Annotated in this window: 11 protein-coding genes; 7 read left to right on the top strand and 4 right to left on the bottom strand. The window is 46.7% G+C overall.

Features of this window, described 5'->3' with window-relative positions; all coding sequences use genetic code 11:
• Positions 1-56: 56 nt before the first annotated feature.
• On the bottom strand, positions 57-1649 hold the full coding sequence (locus tag C825_RS22420; RefSeq protein ID WP_010800253.1) for an arylsulfatase: 1593 nt from the start codon (positions 1647-1649) through the stop codon (positions 57-59).
• A 599-nt stretch (positions 1650-2248) separates the two neighbouring features.
• Between C825_RS22420 and C825_RS22415 the strand changes: the two genes are divergently transcribed.
• Together C825_RS22415 and C825_RS22410 are read left to right on the top strand one after the other, a co-directional pair.
• Entirely contained in the window at positions 2249-5344 is a 3096-nt protein-coding gene (locus tag C825_RS22415; RefSeq protein ID WP_010800251.1) for a SusC/RagA family TonB-linked outer membrane protein, read from the top strand.
• A gap of 34 nt (positions 5345-5378) precedes the next feature.
• Complete coding sequence (locus C825_RS22410; RefSeq protein WP_010800250.1) at positions 5379-6986, top strand: RagB/SusD family nutrient uptake outer membrane protein; 1608 nt, start codon at positions 5379-5381, stop codon at positions 6984-6986.
• Between the two features lie 203 nt (positions 6987-7189).
• Here the strand turns inward: C825_RS22410 and C825_RS22405 are convergent, their stop codons facing one another.
• Positions 7190-8044 carry an AraC family transcriptional regulator gene (locus C825_RS22405; RefSeq protein ID WP_044215262.1) on the bottom strand — a complete coding sequence of 285 codons (855 nt, stop codon included), beginning with the start codon at positions 8042-8044 and terminating at the stop codon, positions 7190-7192.
• A gap of 131 nt (positions 8045-8175) precedes the next feature.
• Here C825_RS22405 and C825_RS22400 point away from each other — a divergent pair, with 131 nt between their 5' ends.
• Complete coding sequence (locus C825_RS22400) at positions 8176-8805, top strand: nitroreductase family protein (RefSeq protein WP_010800248.1); 630 nt, start codon at positions 8176-8178, stop codon at positions 8803-8805.
• A gap of 94 nt (positions 8806-8899) precedes the next feature.
• Here the strand turns inward: C825_RS22400 and C825_RS22395 are convergent, their stop codons facing one another.
• Both C825_RS22395 and C825_RS22390 read right to left on the bottom strand, forming a co-directional pair.
• The gene (locus tag C825_RS22395) at positions 8900-9580 is read right to left on the bottom strand and encodes an ABC transporter ATP-binding protein (RefSeq protein ID WP_010800247.1); all 681 of its coding nucleotides are present in this window, start codon (positions 9578-9580) and stop codon (positions 8900-8902) included.
• Between the two features lie 49 nt (positions 9581-9629).
• Complete coding sequence (locus tag C825_RS22390) at positions 9630-11972, bottom strand: ABC transporter permease (protein WP_010800246.1); 2343 nt, start codon at positions 11970-11972, stop codon at positions 9630-9632.
• 176 nt (positions 11973-12148) lie between these two features.
• Here C825_RS22390 and C825_RS22385 point away from each other — a divergent pair, with 176 nt between their 5' ends.
• The 4 genes from C825_RS22385 to C825_RS22370 all read left to right on the top strand — a co-directional run bounded on the left by C825_RS22385 (position 12149) and on the right by C825_RS22370 (position 16402).
• On the top strand, positions 12149-12673 hold the full coding sequence (locus C825_RS22385; protein ID WP_007653607.1) for a response regulator: 525 nt from the start codon (positions 12149-12151) through the stop codon (positions 12671-12673).
• A complete protein-coding gene (locus C825_RS22380) occupies positions 12670-13503 on the top strand; it encodes a sensor histidine kinase (protein ID WP_007653606.1) in 834 nt (277 codons plus the stop codon). The genes C825_RS22385 and C825_RS22380 overlap by 4 nt, the downstream gene beginning before the upstream one ends.
• Positions 13504-13787: 284 nt before the next feature.
• Positions 13788-14174: an HU family DNA-binding protein gene (locus C825_RS22375; RefSeq protein WP_010800245.1), complete on the top strand. Its 387-nt coding sequence runs from the start codon at positions 13788-13790 to the stop codon at positions 14172-14174.
• A 155-nt stretch (positions 14175-14329) separates the two neighbouring features.
• Entirely contained in the window at positions 14330-16402 is a 2073-nt protein-coding gene (locus C825_RS22370) for a BT4734/BF3469 family protein (protein ID WP_010800244.1), read from the top strand.
• Positions 16403-16586: the final 184 nt, after the last annotated feature.

Raw genomic sequence — 16586 nt, 5'->3', positions numbered from 1 at the left:
GTGTTCATCTGCTTAATCTGTGTCATCTGTGTGCCATAGTGAGACTTTTGTAACATTTAATCCTTTCCGCTTTGATCCGGATGGAGCGATTTATAGTAATTAATACGTTCTCCCCAGGGACGGTATTCAAAAGGAAAGACATGTTTTTCTTCGGCCCATCGGTTCCATTTACTCTCTAATGCCTTTACTTTTTCCGGGTATAAGGCTGCCTGATCGTTTTCTTCAAACGGATCGTTCATCAGGTCGATCAACTCCCAGGACTGTTTGCCGCTGTTACGAACCAGTTTCCAGCCATCCGAAATGATTGCACATGAGGTCTGATGTTCGAAAAACAGGTCGCGTGGTTCCAACGTCTTGTTTTGGACGGCGGGTATCAGGCTTCTGCCTTCGGTGGTACTCAACTTTTTATCATTGAATTGTCCGGGATATTCAACCGAAGCCATATCCAGACAGGTCGGCATTACATCTATAATATGACTGAATTCGCGATTGAACTTCCCTTTGAGAACATTCTTTTGCGGATCGCCGTACATAACGATAAAAGGCGTACTGGTTCCTCCCTGGAAACACCATTGTTTGTAACTTCTGTAAGGCGTATTGTTCAGGTCGGCCAGTAATTGGGCAATAAAACCCCCTTCATTGGTTGAACCGTTATCACTCAGGAAGAGGAAGACGGTGTTTTCATAGAGTCCTTTTTCTTTGGTAGCAGCAATAACTTCCCCGATACCGTCGTCCATTATTTCAATCATGGCGGCATAGGTAGCCATTTCGGTTATCCATGCTTCCTGTTGTTCGGGAGTGAGACTTGTCCAGGCCGGGCGTCCTCCTTCAAATTCTTTCTGATGGATGGGGAGGGTATCTCCGGTATTCATCAATCCCATCTTTTTCTGGCGGTCGAAACGTTGTTGGCGCAGGACGTCATATCCTACTTTATACCGTTGCCGGCATGCTTCCACCCGTTCTTTGGGTGCCTGCAACGGCCTGTGAGGGGCATAATGCGCCAGATACATGAACATCGGGACATCGGCCGGATGGCTACGGATGAAACTGACGGCCGAATCCGTAATGGCCGTTGTATAATAAAAGTCGTCGGGGAATGTCGTGATACGGTCCGTATTCGAATAGACGGGAGTCGGGGTGTAATAGCTTCCGCCGCCGCTCAGGCAACCGTAATATTTATCGAACCCTCGTTGTGTGGGATAACTACCGTTCGGTTTATCGAATGCGCCCTGTACTGTCAGATGCCATTTCCCACTCATATAGGTCGCATATCCGTTTGCTTTGAGGACTTCGGCGATAGTCGGGTAATCGGCAGATATCTGTCCGCGGTATCCGGGCCGGTGCTCGTCGACAGCCGTCATCCATCCCATTCCCGCTTCATGCTGGTAACGTCCGGTCAGGAGGGCGGCACGGCTGGGGCAACTGCGTCCGGTGTTTTTGAACTGGCTGAAACGCACTCCGTTCTCTGCCAAAAAATCAATGTTCGGAGTCTTAACTTCTCCTCCGTAACATCCCAAATCTGAAAATCCCATATCGTCGCATAGGATCAGAATAATGTTGGGATGCGATTGTTCACCGGCATTACCGGCTGCCGCGAATTGTGCCATAGAGGCAAGAACCACGGTACTTAATAGAGTTTTATTTGTCATGTTATCTAAGGTTATAATAGATATGGCGATAAAGTTACAGATAAGTTTTTATATAATTCTATCCAGCTTTGTAAAAGGTATTCTTATAATGGACTTACTATATATGGTGATTGTCGCCGGATTTGTTATAATTGGTTATTTATATAAAAGATTATTAGCATGGTGGATGGCGGTATCTGTATTGATCATTTGCTTTGCCTTTTTTAAAATAAGATATGTGGCGTTTTTGTATTGAGTTCTTACAGAACTAATTTAATACCGACCTGCAAATGTAATATTAATTTTATATAAAACATTAAATTGTGCAGATTATTCAGTAATAGTCAAGTCGTTGGAGATCGTTTAATAATAATAACGTTTAAACTAAAGTTAATCCATTATAAAGGTAGATGATTGTCTCTTTAGATTAATATGCTGAAACCATGCTATTTGTGAAATAAGAATAGTTCTGTAAGAACTGTGGTTTCATAGGGATAAGATTTTTACAGAAAGAGTAAATGTTAATACCATGAATAAGGTGAATCTATAAGTAAAGTGAGTTAATCTCCTTAAATCTTATTTATAAAGTTACTAGTATTATTAAACAAAAAGCAATTGTTATGTTGAAAATCGTAAGACCAGTCAGCCTTTTGTTGTTGTCAGCCACATTGTGCTCCGGAGGGACAGCACATGCTTCCGACAGTACGGCAACATCCAAAGTTGACATTTCTCAGCAACAAAAGAGTTTAAAAGGAACAGTTAACGACGATTTCGGCCCTGTTGCCGGTGCCTCTATTGTCGTAAAAGGAACAACGAACGGTACTGTCACCGACATGGATGGTAACTTCGTACTGGATGTAAAAGCCGGGGATGTGATCCAGATCTCTTTCATCGGCTATCTGACACAAGAAATTAAGTACACAGGACAATCGACTCTTAAAATTACTCTGGCTGAAGATACGCAAAAGCTGGACGAAGTTGTGGTGGTAGGATACGGTACCCAGCAGAAAGCCAACCTGTCCGGAGCCGTAGCCTCTGTGGCAAGCGAAGAACTGACAAGCCGACCGATTTCGAATGTATCCTCCGGTTTGCAGGGATTGATGCCGGGTGTGACGATCACAGCCGGTGAAGGCCGTCCTGGTGAAGATGGAAGTAATATCCGTATCCGTGGTGTCGGAACGTTGAATAACGCATCTCCCTACATCCTGATCGACGGGATCGAGAGCGGTTCGATGGACAGTATCGACCCGAACGACATCGAAAGTATCTCTGTCCTGAAGGATGCCTCCTCTGCCGCCATCTACGGTTCGAAAGCCTCCAACGGAGTTATTCTGATAACGACCAAACGCGGTAAGACCGGTGCTCCGCGTATTACTTACAACGGATATATCGGGGTCTCAAGCCCGACTGCTGTAATAGACCGCGTCAGTTCGGCCGAATATGCGATGCTGTATAACCGGATCGACGATGATAACGGACAGCCTCACCGCTACAGTGATGAAGACATCCGCCTGTTTCAGGATGGCTCCGACCCATACGGACATCCGAACACAGACTGGAATGATGCCGCTTACCAAACCGGTGTATTGCATAAACACAATGTAAATATCAGCGGAGGTACCGAGAATACGAAATATATGGCTTCTGTCGGTTATCTGGGACAAACCGGTATTCTTCCTAACTCGGAACGTAAACAATTCAACGGCCGTACGAACCTGGATATGAATATCACGAAGAAACTGACGGTTCGCTTGAATATGTCATATATAAAGAACGACTATAAAGACCCCAACTCCAATTATGGCGGCGGTTGGTCGGACCAGATTATCCGCCAGCTGAATATTCTGAGCCCGATGATTCCGGTTTATAATGAGGATGGAACATATGGTGCAACAAATGACGGTAACCCTATCGCCTGGCTGGACTCCGGACAGACTGTGGACAAATACAACCAGAACTTTACCGGTTCTCTTGCAGTCGACTACCAGATCATAGACGGACTGAAGGCAACAGTGTCCGGTTCGTATGTAAATGACGACCAGCACTTCAAGGCATTCGTTATGAAATTGGATACAGACCCGGCACAGGCCAGTCGTCCGAACAGCCTGGAAGAACGTTTCACCAACTGGTCACGATATAATTTCGATGCTTTGCTGAACTATGACAAGACATTCGGTAATCACGGTTTGAAAGTGATGTTGGGATATCATGCCGAGAAATATGATGTGCGTTACAATAAGGAATACCGCGAAAACTTCCCGAATAACGAACTGGATGATATGAATGCCGGTGCTACGGCTACCCAAACCAACGAAGGTTTTACCCGCAAATTGAATATGCTTTCTTATTTCGGTCGTGTAAACTACGACTATGCCGGTAAATACCTGCTGGAAGCAAACTTCCGTTCGGATGCTTCTTCCCGTTTCGCCCCCGGACACCGTTGGGGATATTTCCCTTCCTTCTCCGCAGCATGGCGTATCAGCGAAGAGAGCTTCATGGAAAATACGAGGAATTGGTTGAATAGCCTGAAACTTCGCGGATCATGGGGTATGCTTGGTAACCAGGATGCTTTGAGCGACGGGACACCGACAGGCGGTGACTTTTATCCCTGGTTGAATACGTATAACCTGGGTGCCAACTATCCTTTCGGAAGTGCGTTGACGACCGGTTATTATCAGAGTAATTATAAAATAGCAGACCTTTCGTGGGAAAAGTCAACGACATGGGGTATCGGGATAGATGCAATGATCAATAATAAGATCAGCTTTACTTTCGATTACTACGATCGCAAGACAACCGATATCATCATGGAAGTTCCGGTACCGACGGAATTTGCGCTGGGTGCTTATAAAGATAATGTAGGTGCCATGCGTAACCGAGGTGTCGAAATGCAGTTGGGCTACAGTAACCAATGGGGTGACTGGAAGTTTGGTGTAGTCGGCAACTTTGCCTATAACAAGAATAAGATAGAAAACCTGGGAGGTGTTAACCGTATGTCTGATGGCGACTTCATGCGTCAGGTCGGTTCTCCTATTAATTCCTGGTTCGTGTACAGAACAGACGGTTTCTTCCAGTCGGACGAAGAGGCACAAGCCTGGATGGATAAATATGCCGGTCAGGACGGATATCCGTTCGGCCTGAAATTTAAAGGGGGTGACCTGAAGTATGTCGATACCAACAATGACGGTAAGATCACAGCCGAAGACCGTGAACTCTATAAGACAAAAGATCCGGTGATGACATTCGGTCTGAACCTGAACGGTGCTTATAAGAACTTCGACCTGACGCTGAACTTTACCGGTGCGGCAAACGTCGGTTTCGCTTATACTAAAGAAGCCTTCGGTGAATTTTCCGGCAGCGCCGGCCACCCTTCAACAGCCTGGCTGGACTCATGGACACCCGAAAATAAAGGAGCAAGTATGCCCCGTGTAGCAGAAGCCCGTAAGTCACCGAGTGAAGCATCTGTTGTCATGTCTGACTTCTGGATCATGAATACGAGCTATCTGCGTCTGAAGACTGCACAGTTAGGCTACACCTTCCCGAAAAGCCTGATAGAAAAAGCCGGTATTCAAAGCCTGAGGATTTATTATTCGGCTGAGAACCTGCTGACATTCGATTCTATGCCGTTGAATGTAGACCCGGAGACAGTCAGCACCCGTTTGTCAAGCTATCCTTTGTCTACTACCCATTCATTCGGAGTAAATGTTACGTTCTAAACTATTAATGACTATCTAATATAAGTTGAATTTTATGAAACGATTATCAATATATTTAATGGCCGGAGCAGCGTTTTTATCTACATCCTGCTCGGACTTTCTGGATACGGCTCCACATGATGCATTGTCTCCTTCCACCACCTGGAAGACCGAAACGGATGCTGAAAGTTTCGTGGTGGGATGTTATAACGGTCTGTGGGATCCGACCGCTATTCTCTATCTCGATTGTGGTTCAGATATTGCTTACAACAACTTTCCGTGGGAAGGTTGGCGCCCCTGGGGTGACGGTTCTTTGTCAAGCTCCAACCCCGGCAGTTCATTTTATAGCTTCACGACTATCCGCCGTTGCAACACCGTGCTGGAGAATATCGACAATGTAACATTCAAGTCGGAAGCAACAAAGAATGACCTGGTTGCACAGGCGAAAGCGATTCGTGCTTATAAATACTTCCAGATGAACTGGTGGTATGGCGGTGTGCCTATCATCGGCTCTTATCAGTCAGCTGAAGAAGCCCAGGTGCCCCGTAATACCGAAGAAGAAGTTCGTCAGCAGATAGCCAAAGACCTGGAAGATGCTTTGACGGGTATTAATACGACACCGGCTGCCCGCGGACGCATCGGCAAAGGCGGTGTACTGGCAATAAAGATGCGTGAGGCTTTGTATTATGGAGAATGGCAGAAGGCTAAAGAGGCTGCCCAGGCCATCATTGACCTGAAGCAGTATGAACTGGAACCCGATTATTCCAATTTGTTCAAGCTCACTGGCACAGATTCGAAAGAGGTGATCATTGCCGACCAGCGTATCCCTAATACATTCGGTTTGGGAGTTATCGGCCAGATGTATAATAATGTAGACGGCGGTTGGTCCTCTATCGTCCCCACCCAGAACCTGGTGGATATGTATGAAATGACAGACGGTAAAACGAAGGAAGAGTCGAACCTGTATGATGCGGCCCATCCGTTTGCCAACCGCGATCCCCGTATGGCGATGAGTATTCTTTATCCGGGACAGGACTGGAGAGGTTCGGTGCTGAACACGCTGGATAAAACACTGGCGGATAAGTCGGATAATAAGAACTATCCCACCTACACCGACAATGCTTCGAAATCCAGTCTGACTTGGGCGAAATATCTGGACCCCATCGACCAGTATCCCAATATGTGGAGTACCGGAACTTGTGTGATCGTGTTCCGGTATGCCGAAGTTTTGTTGTCGTATGCCGAAGCGGAGAATGAATTGAACGGCCCTTCCGCCCAGGTATATGATTATCTGGATCAGATCCGTACCCGTGCCGGCATGCCTGTTGTGGACAGAGCCAGGTACAGCACGAAAGAAACATTGCGTGAGCTGATTCGTCGTGAGCGCTGCATTGAATTGGCGGGTGAAGGCTTGCGTCGTGCAGATATTCTGCGTTGGAAAGATGCCGCAGGAAAGATGTTGGCCGAAACATTATTGAACGGCCCGTTAAACCGTATCGTCGGTACAATCGATTACAACGAGACAGATCCTTATAAACGTGCCGTCGTAACAGGCAAGGACCTGATTGAAAACCGTGAGTTTGCTGCCAAGAACCGTTATCTGCCGATCCCGCAGGACAGCATGGATAAGAATCCGAACCTGAAACAGAATTCCGGTTACTAACGTATTATTATGTTGAAACTGCCGGAACGAATTTCCTGGTAATCCAGTTGATTAAAGTTAAGGGTTAATGTGGAAGGCTGTCGGATATGAATCCCGCAGCCTTCGTTTTTGACTCCCCCGGCAAATGCTTCGGCACAAGCAAGTCCAATCAGTTGTGAAGACAAATGAAGATAACAGACAAAAGGGAAAACGATATAAGATAATTATTGAAATTGTTTTCTGTACCTGCTGGGAGAGACTCCTATATTATTTGTGAAAACCCGGACAAAGTGAGGTAAATCATTGAATCCTACCGTGAAACATATTTCGGATACTTGCTTCTGTGAATGTTTCAAAAGTTTGCAGGCTGTATTTAAACGGTATTGAGTTACATACTGCGAAAAAGTTATTCCTTTACAACGCTTAAAGTAAGAACAGAAAGCAGAGCGGTTCATACCTACTTCGGCGGCAATATCATCCAACGAAATAGTGTGGACGTAGTGAGCCATCACATAGCTACATATTTGCTGCATACGACGTACATCCCGTTCGATGCGCATCGGCCTGCCTGCAAACATGTGGTCGGAGGAGGTGAAAATGACTGGCAGCAGACGGAACATTTCGCACAAGCGTCCCAACTCGTTCAGGTTGTTCATCCGTGATAATATCCGGCGGATGGTTCGTGAACTTTTGGAACCGAACTTCAGTGCATTGACTGGAAATGTAATGTTTTTCAGATGGTTGCGCAGTTCGGGAAATACCTGCATGCACCGTTCTACCAGTGAATGACTGAAAGCTACCATCAGATAACGGACATGGCCTTCTTCGTCCGCTGAATCCGGCGTATACTCCCAGCGGTGGAGCATGGACGGAGGTATCAATGCCACATCGCCAGCTTCAAAGGGTTGTAAAGTGTCGCCTGCCATCCGGTTACCATACCCGTGGACAACATAATACAATTCCCATGCATCATGTTGATGCAATTTGGCCTCGAGACCCGTTTCTACCCGTTGGTCTATAAAGAAAAACGAATGATTTTCCACCTCGGGCAATTCGTAAGGAATAGCAGTATCTTCCATAAAGGTATGCTTAAAATGATCCGAATGCAAATATACGACAAGTATACGAAACAATATCACAAATATGTAACAAGAAAGCCGGATAACTTTGTTGCCGGAAACGATAAGTATAACCAATAAAATGTATTGTTATGGATTTCTATCAAATATTAGAGAAAAGAAGAACTATCCGGGATTTTTCTGATAAAGAAGTTACGGACGAAGTATTGAAGAAGGTATTGTCGGCTGCATTTAAAGCTCCTACCAATGACCATTTGCGTCAGTTTGAATTTGTTGTGGTGAGAGGACAAGAGAATATTGCCCGACTCGTATCGCCTGTGGCACAAAACACTAAAAATATTCAGCAGACAGGACTTAACGCTGCTGCCGGTGTGATGGACAAAGATGAGCACGCCATGTTTACCGATGCGTTGCCCAAGCAGCAACGTATGCTTATGCAGAGCAATTGCCTTGTTCTGCCGTTTTTCCGGCAAAAGGATTATCCTCTGTGTCAACCTGCCGACCAAAGTTCGCTCAACTATTTCGCTTCGGCGTGGGCTGCCGTTGAAAATATGCTGTTGGCAGCAACGGCAGAAGGATTGGCATGTGCTTTCCGTATTCCCATCGGCAACGAACCGGAACATGTAAAACAACTGGTTAAAGCCCCCGATGGATATGAGTTTACCTGTTATCTTGCTATCGGTTATCCGGCCGAAAACGCACATATCTGTAAACAGAAAGAAATTCGGATAGAGGACAGAATTCATGATAATCGTTGGTAATCCGGGAATGAAGCGACATGTCCTGCCGTTTGTTGCAGATAGCAGACGAAATTGGGGAATAATCCTATATGACATTGAGAGAATGTTATAGGCATCAAAGTATTCCATCCAACTCATTGACAATTTGTCCGTCAAAAAGATTGATGATGTAGTCGGCGTATGTGGCATCGTGCTGTGAGTGTGTCACCATGACGATAGTCGTTCCTTCGGCATTCAACTGACTGAGCAGTTTCATTATTTCGAGACTGTTCTTGGAGTCGAGGTTGCCGGTCGGCTCGTCGGCCAAAATCAATTTAGGTTTGCCTACCACGGCGCGGGCGATGGCTACTCGTTGCTGTTGGCCTCCGGAGAGTTGTTGCGGGTAATGTTTGGCGCGTTGGCTGAGGCGTACTTTGCGCAGGATGTCAAGTACCTGCTGTTTGCGTTCGGCTTTAGGTACGCCAAGATATTTCAGTTGGAGGTCTATGTTTTCTTCCACCGTCAGCTCGTCGATGAGGTTGAAACTCTGGAAGACGAACCCGATACGTCCTTTGCGGTAACGGGTTCGGTCTTTCTCTTTCAAGTGTCCCATTTCTTCCCCATCCAACAGGTAGCTGCCTTCGTCCGGGTTGTCCAGCAGACCGAGAATATGCAGCAAGGTCGATTTGCCGCATCCGCTTGGACCCATGATGGCGACGAACTCGCCCTTTTTCACTTTCATGCTTACGCCGTTGAGTGCGATGGTTTCTATTTCTTCCGTCCGGAAGCTTTTGCTGAGATTCTTTATTTTAATCATGACTCGTTTCGTTTTTTATAATGATGTTACCTGTTATATACTGTTGCTTTTATTCCGTCCGGATGCTTTTTATAGGGTTGCGGCGGGCGACTTTCAAAGTTTGACTGATGATTGACACGAAAGCGATAACTATGGTTGCCAAAACAGCCGCGGCTATGAGGTGCCACGGGAAGGCGATGCGGTTATAGAATGACTCCAAACTGATTTGAACCGCTTTCAAACTGATGGGCAGGGCGAAGCAGGCGGCAAGCAACGAGAGCATCATGAATCGTTTGGAAAGTTCCCATACCGCACCGCTTGTTTCGGCTCCCATCACTTTGCACAAAGCAATCCGCTTGCTTTGCTGTTCGGTGTAGCTTATCGACATGGCAAACAATCCCATGGCAGAGATGAGGATGGAGATGACCATGAAGCAAAGGACGAGCATCACGATGTTCTTCTCGTGTGTCAAATCTTTGTCCAGATAATCATCTATATAATCGGCTTCCAGGTCTTTCGGCATCCCGATCACCTCTTTGGACACTTCCCGACAGGTATGGCGGATGGCGGCCAAAGCTTCCGACCGGTTACCTTGGGTCCGGACGACTTGGCTGATCACATAGCCTTGCGGGTCCATCACCCCGACCGCTCCGTGCGAATCGGGTGTCGGAGTGTTTAACGGCATGAGTGAACGGTAATCACGGATAACACCACAGACGTTATACCGGTAGCCGCCCTCGTCACCGTTCTTTCCGAAATGGGGGTTGTCGGCCGAAAGGTTATAACGGCGGCAGGTCTCTTCCGTTACCCAAACCATGCCGGGTAGCGGGTCCGACCAGCGTTCTGTCACTTCGAAGCCCAACATCCGGAATGCAGTGCTGTCCACATCCGAGAGGTGGAGCCATGACATTCCCTCTTCGTCCGGCTGGCGTACGCCATCGTGGCCGCTGACGAAAGGCAGTTTCCGTGCCAACGCCACTTCTGCCACCTGGGGCAATGCCTGCAAACGTTTCTGGAGGATGGCTTGTTTGTCGTAGGTCGGTCCTAAATCCCAGGCCCGTACAAAGACCAGATCGGTATTATAGCCGGTCGGCAGGGTAGCAAGGTAGTGTATTTGGACGGCCATTGTCAGTCCCAACGTAATGAGGAACGTGCTGATCACGTTCTGCACGATGATGAACAGGCGGCTGAACAGTTGCTTGTTCTGCAAGCGGAAGTTCCCCTTTACAATATCTATCGGGCTGTATTTGCGAATGATGAGTGCCGGTACTAATCCTGATATACCGGTGATTCCAACTAATAACAGCAGGGCGTAGGCCACCGTTGCGGGAGAAAGCGACATGGCGATTTGGGTAGAGAGCAAGTATTCGAAATAGGGTTTGGCAATGACGGCGATGAGGCATCCGCCGATGAAGCACCCGGTTGTGAAGATTGCCGACTCGGCGAGGTAGCGCAACACGATTTGCCCGGCAGAATCGCCCATCAACCGTCGAGTCGCCATCTCATGTGCCCGCTTGCCGGTTTGCGACACGGTCAGGTTGATGTAGTTGAAGACGGCTGAAAGGAGCAAGATCATCGCGATGGCCAATAAGATTTGAACCTGTTTCCGTGTCCCGTTGCGGAAAGGAGTGTAATGGTTCAAGGGTGAAAAGTATATTTCGTCCATGCGTGTGAGTGATGAACCCCATGTAAAGTTGTTCGTGCTGTTGTCTTCTTTCCAATAATCCCAATAACTTTTATAGCTGTCGAGCAGTTTTCGGGTGACGATGCCGGGGATTGCATCTTCTGTCAATGTGACAAATGTTTGGGTTGAACCGAAGTTATCCATCCAGGAATAAGTCTTTTCCACCAATCTGATAGGGACCAGGAGGTCAACCGGCTTCAACAGTTCTGTCGGATCGAAAGTCGGGAGAATCCCGACGACCCGTAGCGGTGTCTGGTTCAGGTACATGATTGTGCGTCCGATAGGATCTTCATTGCCGAATACTTTACGGGCGAACGGTTCGGAGATGATGGCCTCGTTTGTTCCGTTCAGTACCTTGTCGCGTTCACATCCGATGAGCGGATAGTCCATCAGCCGGAAGAAGTTGGAATCGACGGCAAGGCTGTTCACCTGGTAGTAGTTGTTGTCTATGGTCAAGTCTGTCAGCTCGTTGTTGATGAGGCGTGTCCATTCTTTTATTTCCGGAATGGAAGGGAATAATTCCGGGGCGGTACCGACCGTCATACCGATGCCATCGCCGTAGCCGATGGCATACAATTGGTGGGAGTATGGCTGTCTGTTACCGATATTGAATTCGGTTTTAGCGTATAACGTTAAGAGGAGGACGACTCCCAATGCGATGGCCAGTCCGAAGAACTGGATAGCCGTGTAGAGCTTGTTGCGGCTGAGAAAAGTGAAGTACGATTTCATCTTTGTTCATTGTTTTATTTGTTGCAAATGTATAAGGTTGCCGGCATTCGGCAATGGATGTAAAGCGCGGTTAGAGCAGTTTGTATGAAAATCATACACCTGTTTGTATGATATTCATACAGCCTTTTTCCGTACCTTTGCCTCTGATAAATGAAGGTAATCTAAACGAATCGGATATGGCGAATTACAGGACGATATTGGTGGTGGATGATAATCCGGCGATTCTTACGGCAGTCAGGATCTGTTTGGCCGGTGAGTTTGATAAAGTATTGACGCTTGTTTCTCCCGACACGCTTCTTACGGTATTGGCACAAGAGGAGGTGGATGTGATTTTGCTCGACATGAACTTCACGCAAGGGGGAAACTCCGGACAAGACGGCTTGCTTTGGCTTCGGGCAATCCATAAGAAGCATCCGGCCATTCCGGTGGTGCTGGTGACGGCATACGCTGATATCAAATTGGCGGTGCGCGGGTTGAAGATGGGAGCGGCAGACTTTGTTACCAAGCCTTGGGACAACCAGGAGTTGATCCGTGTCCTGAAAGATGCGATTGATGCCGGCCGGAAAGTGGTTTCGTTGGAACAAGTCGAGGCGGAACATGTGCATAAGGTCGTGGAGCGTTGCCACGGCAACATCAGCCGGGCTGCCGAACTGTTGGGGATTACCCGGCAGACGTTGTATGCTAAAATGAAAAAACTATGATTCTGATAGTCTCTTTTTTGGTGGTCGTTGTTGTCTTCTTCGGATGGTTTTATCGTCATCAGGTGTTGCTGAGAGACCGGGCGCATCTGATGCGTGAGGCGATTCGCAATGAAGAGTTCACGTTCCGTCTTCCTGTAAAAGGTCTGTTCTTCGGAGAACGGGCGTTGCAGGAAGCCCTTAACGAAACAGGTAAGGATATAGGCGTGCTGCTTGCCCGCAACGAAGTGGAATCGTGGCAGCGTCTGACTCGTGTGCTCACCCATGAAATCATGAATGCTACGACACCGATTGCCAGCATCAGCCAGGCCTATTTGGATAATCCTGCGATTGCGGGGACAGTTTACGAGGAGGGAGTCCGTGCCATTCATGAGACCAGCCGGGGGCTTGCCTTGTTTGTGGACAGTTACCGGAAACTGGCAGAGTTGCAGGAGCCGGTTCTTGTGGAGATCCCATTGGCCGCTTTCGTGGAAAGAATTCGGACGCTTTATCCGGATTTGGAGTGGCATATTTCCATCCCTTTGGCTGTCACGATGTTTACGGATGAGAATATGTTGCGCCAGGTGTTGATCAATCTGGTCAAGAATGCCTGCGAAGCCGGGGCGACGACTATGGATGTGCGTTGGTATAAGGAGTTGTGGATCAGCAATAACGGTGCGCCTATTCCGGCAGATGTCGAGCGGGAGATTTTTGTTCCGTTCTTTACAACCAAAAAGAATGGTTCGGGTATCGGCTTGTCACTTTCCCGGCAGATGATGGTTCGGCAAGGCCGGGACCTTTGTTTGGCTGAACGGCCTGTGCCCGGTTTCCAGGTGACGTTTATTGTGTCTTAGTTTGAAAAATCGAAGTGTTGTTATTAACATAAACGGCAATAGAAGATAAAAATATAGGATAAACTATTGTATGTCTCCTTATATTTTATACCTTTAGTCCTGACTTAGTAATATCATCCTGTACACCCTGGCTGATTATCCTGTACACCCTGGTCGGCCAGCCTGTACACCTTATTCAATTATCCTGTACACCTTGGTTTTACTAACTAGTAATCAATGAGATAAAAGGTAGTAACCTTTGAAGTAACTAGTAGTAATATTAAATCTAAAAGAAAGGGAACCGCATGGCAGTAAGGTACAAACTCACAAAAATCAATGATAATATTACCGGCAAAGAGCAGGTAAAGTATTCGGTTACCACCGTAAGTTATGGTAATGTCAACCTCGATATGTTGGCAGAACAAATGGCCGATGCCAGTACTTTCACGTATGGGGATGTTAAAGGGATGATCGAAAATCTGACTCTTTTGATATCGGAAGCCTTGAAAGAAGGCAATACGGTGACGATCGACGGTCTGGGCACCTTCTCGGTGACCGCCCAGCCGAATCGCGATGTGGAAGAACCGTCTAAAATTCGCGCTGAATCCATTAAACTGAAGGGGATAGGCTTCAAACCTAGTCCGAAGCTGAAAGACCGGCTGAGCGATATTGAGTTTACGAGGCTGAAATAAGGTTGTACATAAAGTTTCAGGAATTTATCTGTCATCTGCCACTTTTTAAAGTAAATAGTTGAAAAATACTTTGTTAGGTATTGCAGATGATAGAGTGTTATCTGCAACCGTATCTGCCATCTGTCATCCGTATGTCTAATAAAATAACGGTATTTATGAAAATAACACAAGTAAAAGGTGATGGTAAGTCGCTGAAAAATATAGAGTTGAATCTTGTCATGGCTACAATAGGGCATGGAGAGTATAGCCGGGAAATAGGTCTGTTAAGAGAATCGCTTATAAGCATAATGCCCGGAAACAAAAATATCCATGCCGGAAAGATCCCCGTATTAATGTTTGCAGCCTTATTCAGGAAAAAAGATAATAGCCTGAATTTTAGTGTATACAATGGTCTTGTGTTGGTGCAGGTTAATAATCTGGCCGATAGTGGGGAAGTGGCAAGGATAAAGAAACTGGCTTCGGAAGCTCCGCAAACACTGGCTGCTTTTACGGGATCGAGTGGTAAAAGTGTAAAAATTTTGCTTCCGTTTACGTTGCCGGATGGTTCTTTACCGCAAACGAAAGAGTTGGCAGAACTCTTTCATGCGTCGGCTTGCCGTCGTGCGGTGAACTATTACCGTGCTCAGTTACAATGGGATATCCCTTTTGAAAACCTGTCTTTGGAACAGGGATGCAGACATTCGTACGATCCGGAAGTCTATTATAACCCTTCGGCTATCCCGCTGACGCAAGAGCAACCGATGCAATTGGTTGCTGAAACTACTTATAGGGAGGCAGTCGGAAAAAATGAAGACCCTTTATTGCGGTTAATGCCCGGTTATGAGCGTAGCCATATTATTTCCCGCTTATATAATGCTTGTGTGCTGGATGCATTGGATAAGACCGGTGGCTTGGATGAGGGAAAAGAGGTCAGGCCTTTTCTGATCCGGTTGGCTGAGAACTGTTTCCATTCGGGTATCCCGGAAGAAGATGCTGTCCGCTGGACGATGATATACCGGGATCTGAAGTTTTTTGAGGAAGAGATAAGGGAAACGATACATACGGCTTATTTGTTATCCAGGAATTTCGGGAAGAAATTTTCTATTCCCCAGGAACAGTTGATGGCTGTTAAAACAGATGAGTTTATGAAACGGCGTTATGAATTCCGCCGGAATATGCTGACCGGAGATGTGGAGTTCCGTGCCCGCGGGTCTTATTATATCCGGTTTGCTCCGGTAACGGATACCGTCCTGAACACTATCGGGCTGAATGCTCAGTCCGAGGGGCTGGCTTTGTGGGACAGGGATGTGAAGCGGTATGTTTATTCGGATCGTGCACCTGTTTTTCATCCGTTGGACGACTTTCTGGATCATTTGCCTGCTTGGGACGGAAAAGATCATATCCGTGCTTTGGCGGATACGTTACCGACCGGCAATCCGCATTGGAGGGATTTGTTTTATATTTGGTTTTTGAGTATGGTTATGCATTGGCACAGGCGTGAGCATCTGCATGCGAACAGTTCGTTGCCGTTACTGGTGGGCCCGCAAGGATGTGGCAAGTCTACCTGGTGTCGGAATTTGTTGCCTCCTTCTTTGCGTATATATTATACCGATAGCATTGATTTCGGTAACAAGCGGAATGCGGAATTGATGTTAAGCCGTTTTGCCCTTATTAATATCGACGAGTTCGATTCGGTTAGTTCCGCTTACCAGAGTTTTTTGAAACATGTCCTGCAAAAGCCGGTGGTCAATGCTCGTCAGCCTTATAAGCGGAGTGTCGACGCGTTGCATCGTTATGCTTCTTTCATTGCTACCTGCAATAATTACGATTTGTTGTCTGATCCTACCGGAAGCCGCCGTTTTATTTGTATTGAAATAACCGGTACGATCGATAATTCATATGCAATAGATTACGAGCAGTTGTATGCACAGGCGTCGGCTGCTTTAGCTGCGGGCGAGCGTTATTGGTTTACTTCCGAAGAAGAGTTTTCGACGACAAAGAGTAATGAGGTTTTTCAGCAAATGCCTGTCGAAGAGCAATTGCTTCTGCAATATTTCCGTCCCGCTTTACCGGATGAGGAAAGCGAATGTCTTTCTCCGATTGAAATAATCCTTTATTTGCAAAAGATGAGTGGTGTGAAGCTGGGGAACAAACGATTGTCTTATTTCGGTCGTTTGTTGCAGAAAAACAAGTATCCTTCCCGACGTACCAAGCGTGGAACTTGTTATTTTGTGGTAAAGATAGGGTAAGGAGGTGACAGATGGGGTTGCAGATAAAACGGGTCGTCTGCAACCAGGTAAGTCTCATGTGTATAATGTGTTATGTGTGTTTGTTGCAGATGGCAGACGAAAGTCGGAAAAAACTATTTAAGAGGCAGTTGTACGATTTTGATTGATATTTGAAAGCTTTTGATTGATATTTGAAAGAGGTTTT

Source organism: Parabacteroides sp. ASF519, from assembly GCF_000364265.2.
GTDB lineage: Bacteria > Bacteroidota > Bacteroidia > Bacteroidales > Tannerellaceae > Parabacteroides > Parabacteroides goldsteinii.
The sequence above is the reverse complement of the archived record's forward strand: the minus strand, read 5'-3'. Positions and strand labels throughout refer to the sequence as shown.

Excerpts from the sequence above, each read along its gene's own strand:
- C825_RS22420 (WP_010800253.1), bottom strand. The coding sequence starts at position 1,649 with ATGACAAATAAAACTCTATTAAGTACCGTGGTTCTTGCCTCTATGGCA.
- C825_RS22415 (WP_010800251.1), top strand. The coding sequence starts at position 2,249 with ATGTTGAAAATCGTAAGACCAGTCAGCCTTTTGTTGTTGTCAGCCACA.
- C825_RS22410 (WP_010800250.1), top strand. The coding sequence starts at position 5,379 with ATGAAACGATTATCAATATATTTAATGGCCGGAGCAGCGTTTTTATCT.
- C825_RS22405 (WP_044215262.1), bottom strand. The coding sequence starts at position 8,044 with ATGGAAGATACTGCTATTCCTTACGAATTGCCCGAGGTGGAAAATCAT.
- C825_RS22400 (WP_010800248.1), top strand. The coding sequence starts at position 8,176 with ATGGATTTCTATCAAATATTAGAGAAAAGAAGAACTATCCGGGATTTT.
- C825_RS22395 (WP_010800247.1), bottom strand. The coding sequence starts at position 9,580 with ATGATTAAAATAAAGAATCTCAGCAAAAGCTTCCGGACGGAAGAAATA.
- C825_RS22390 (WP_010800246.1), bottom strand. The coding sequence starts at position 11,972 with ATGAAATCGTACTTCACTTTTCTCAGCCGCAACAAGCTCTACACGGCT.
- C825_RS22385 (WP_007653607.1), top strand. The coding sequence starts at position 12,149 with ATGGCGAATTACAGGACGATATTGGTGGTGGATGATAATCCGGCGATT.
- C825_RS22380 (WP_007653606.1), top strand. The coding sequence starts at position 12,670 with ATGATTCTGATAGTCTCTTTTTTGGTGGTCGTTGTTGTCTTCTTCGGA.
- C825_RS22375 (WP_010800245.1), top strand. The coding sequence starts at position 13,788 with ATGGCAGTAAGGTACAAACTCACAAAAATCAATGATAATATTACCGGC.
- C825_RS22370 (WP_010800244.1), top strand. The coding sequence starts at position 14,330 with ATGAAAATAACACAAGTAAAAGGTGATGGTAAGTCGCTGAAAAATATA.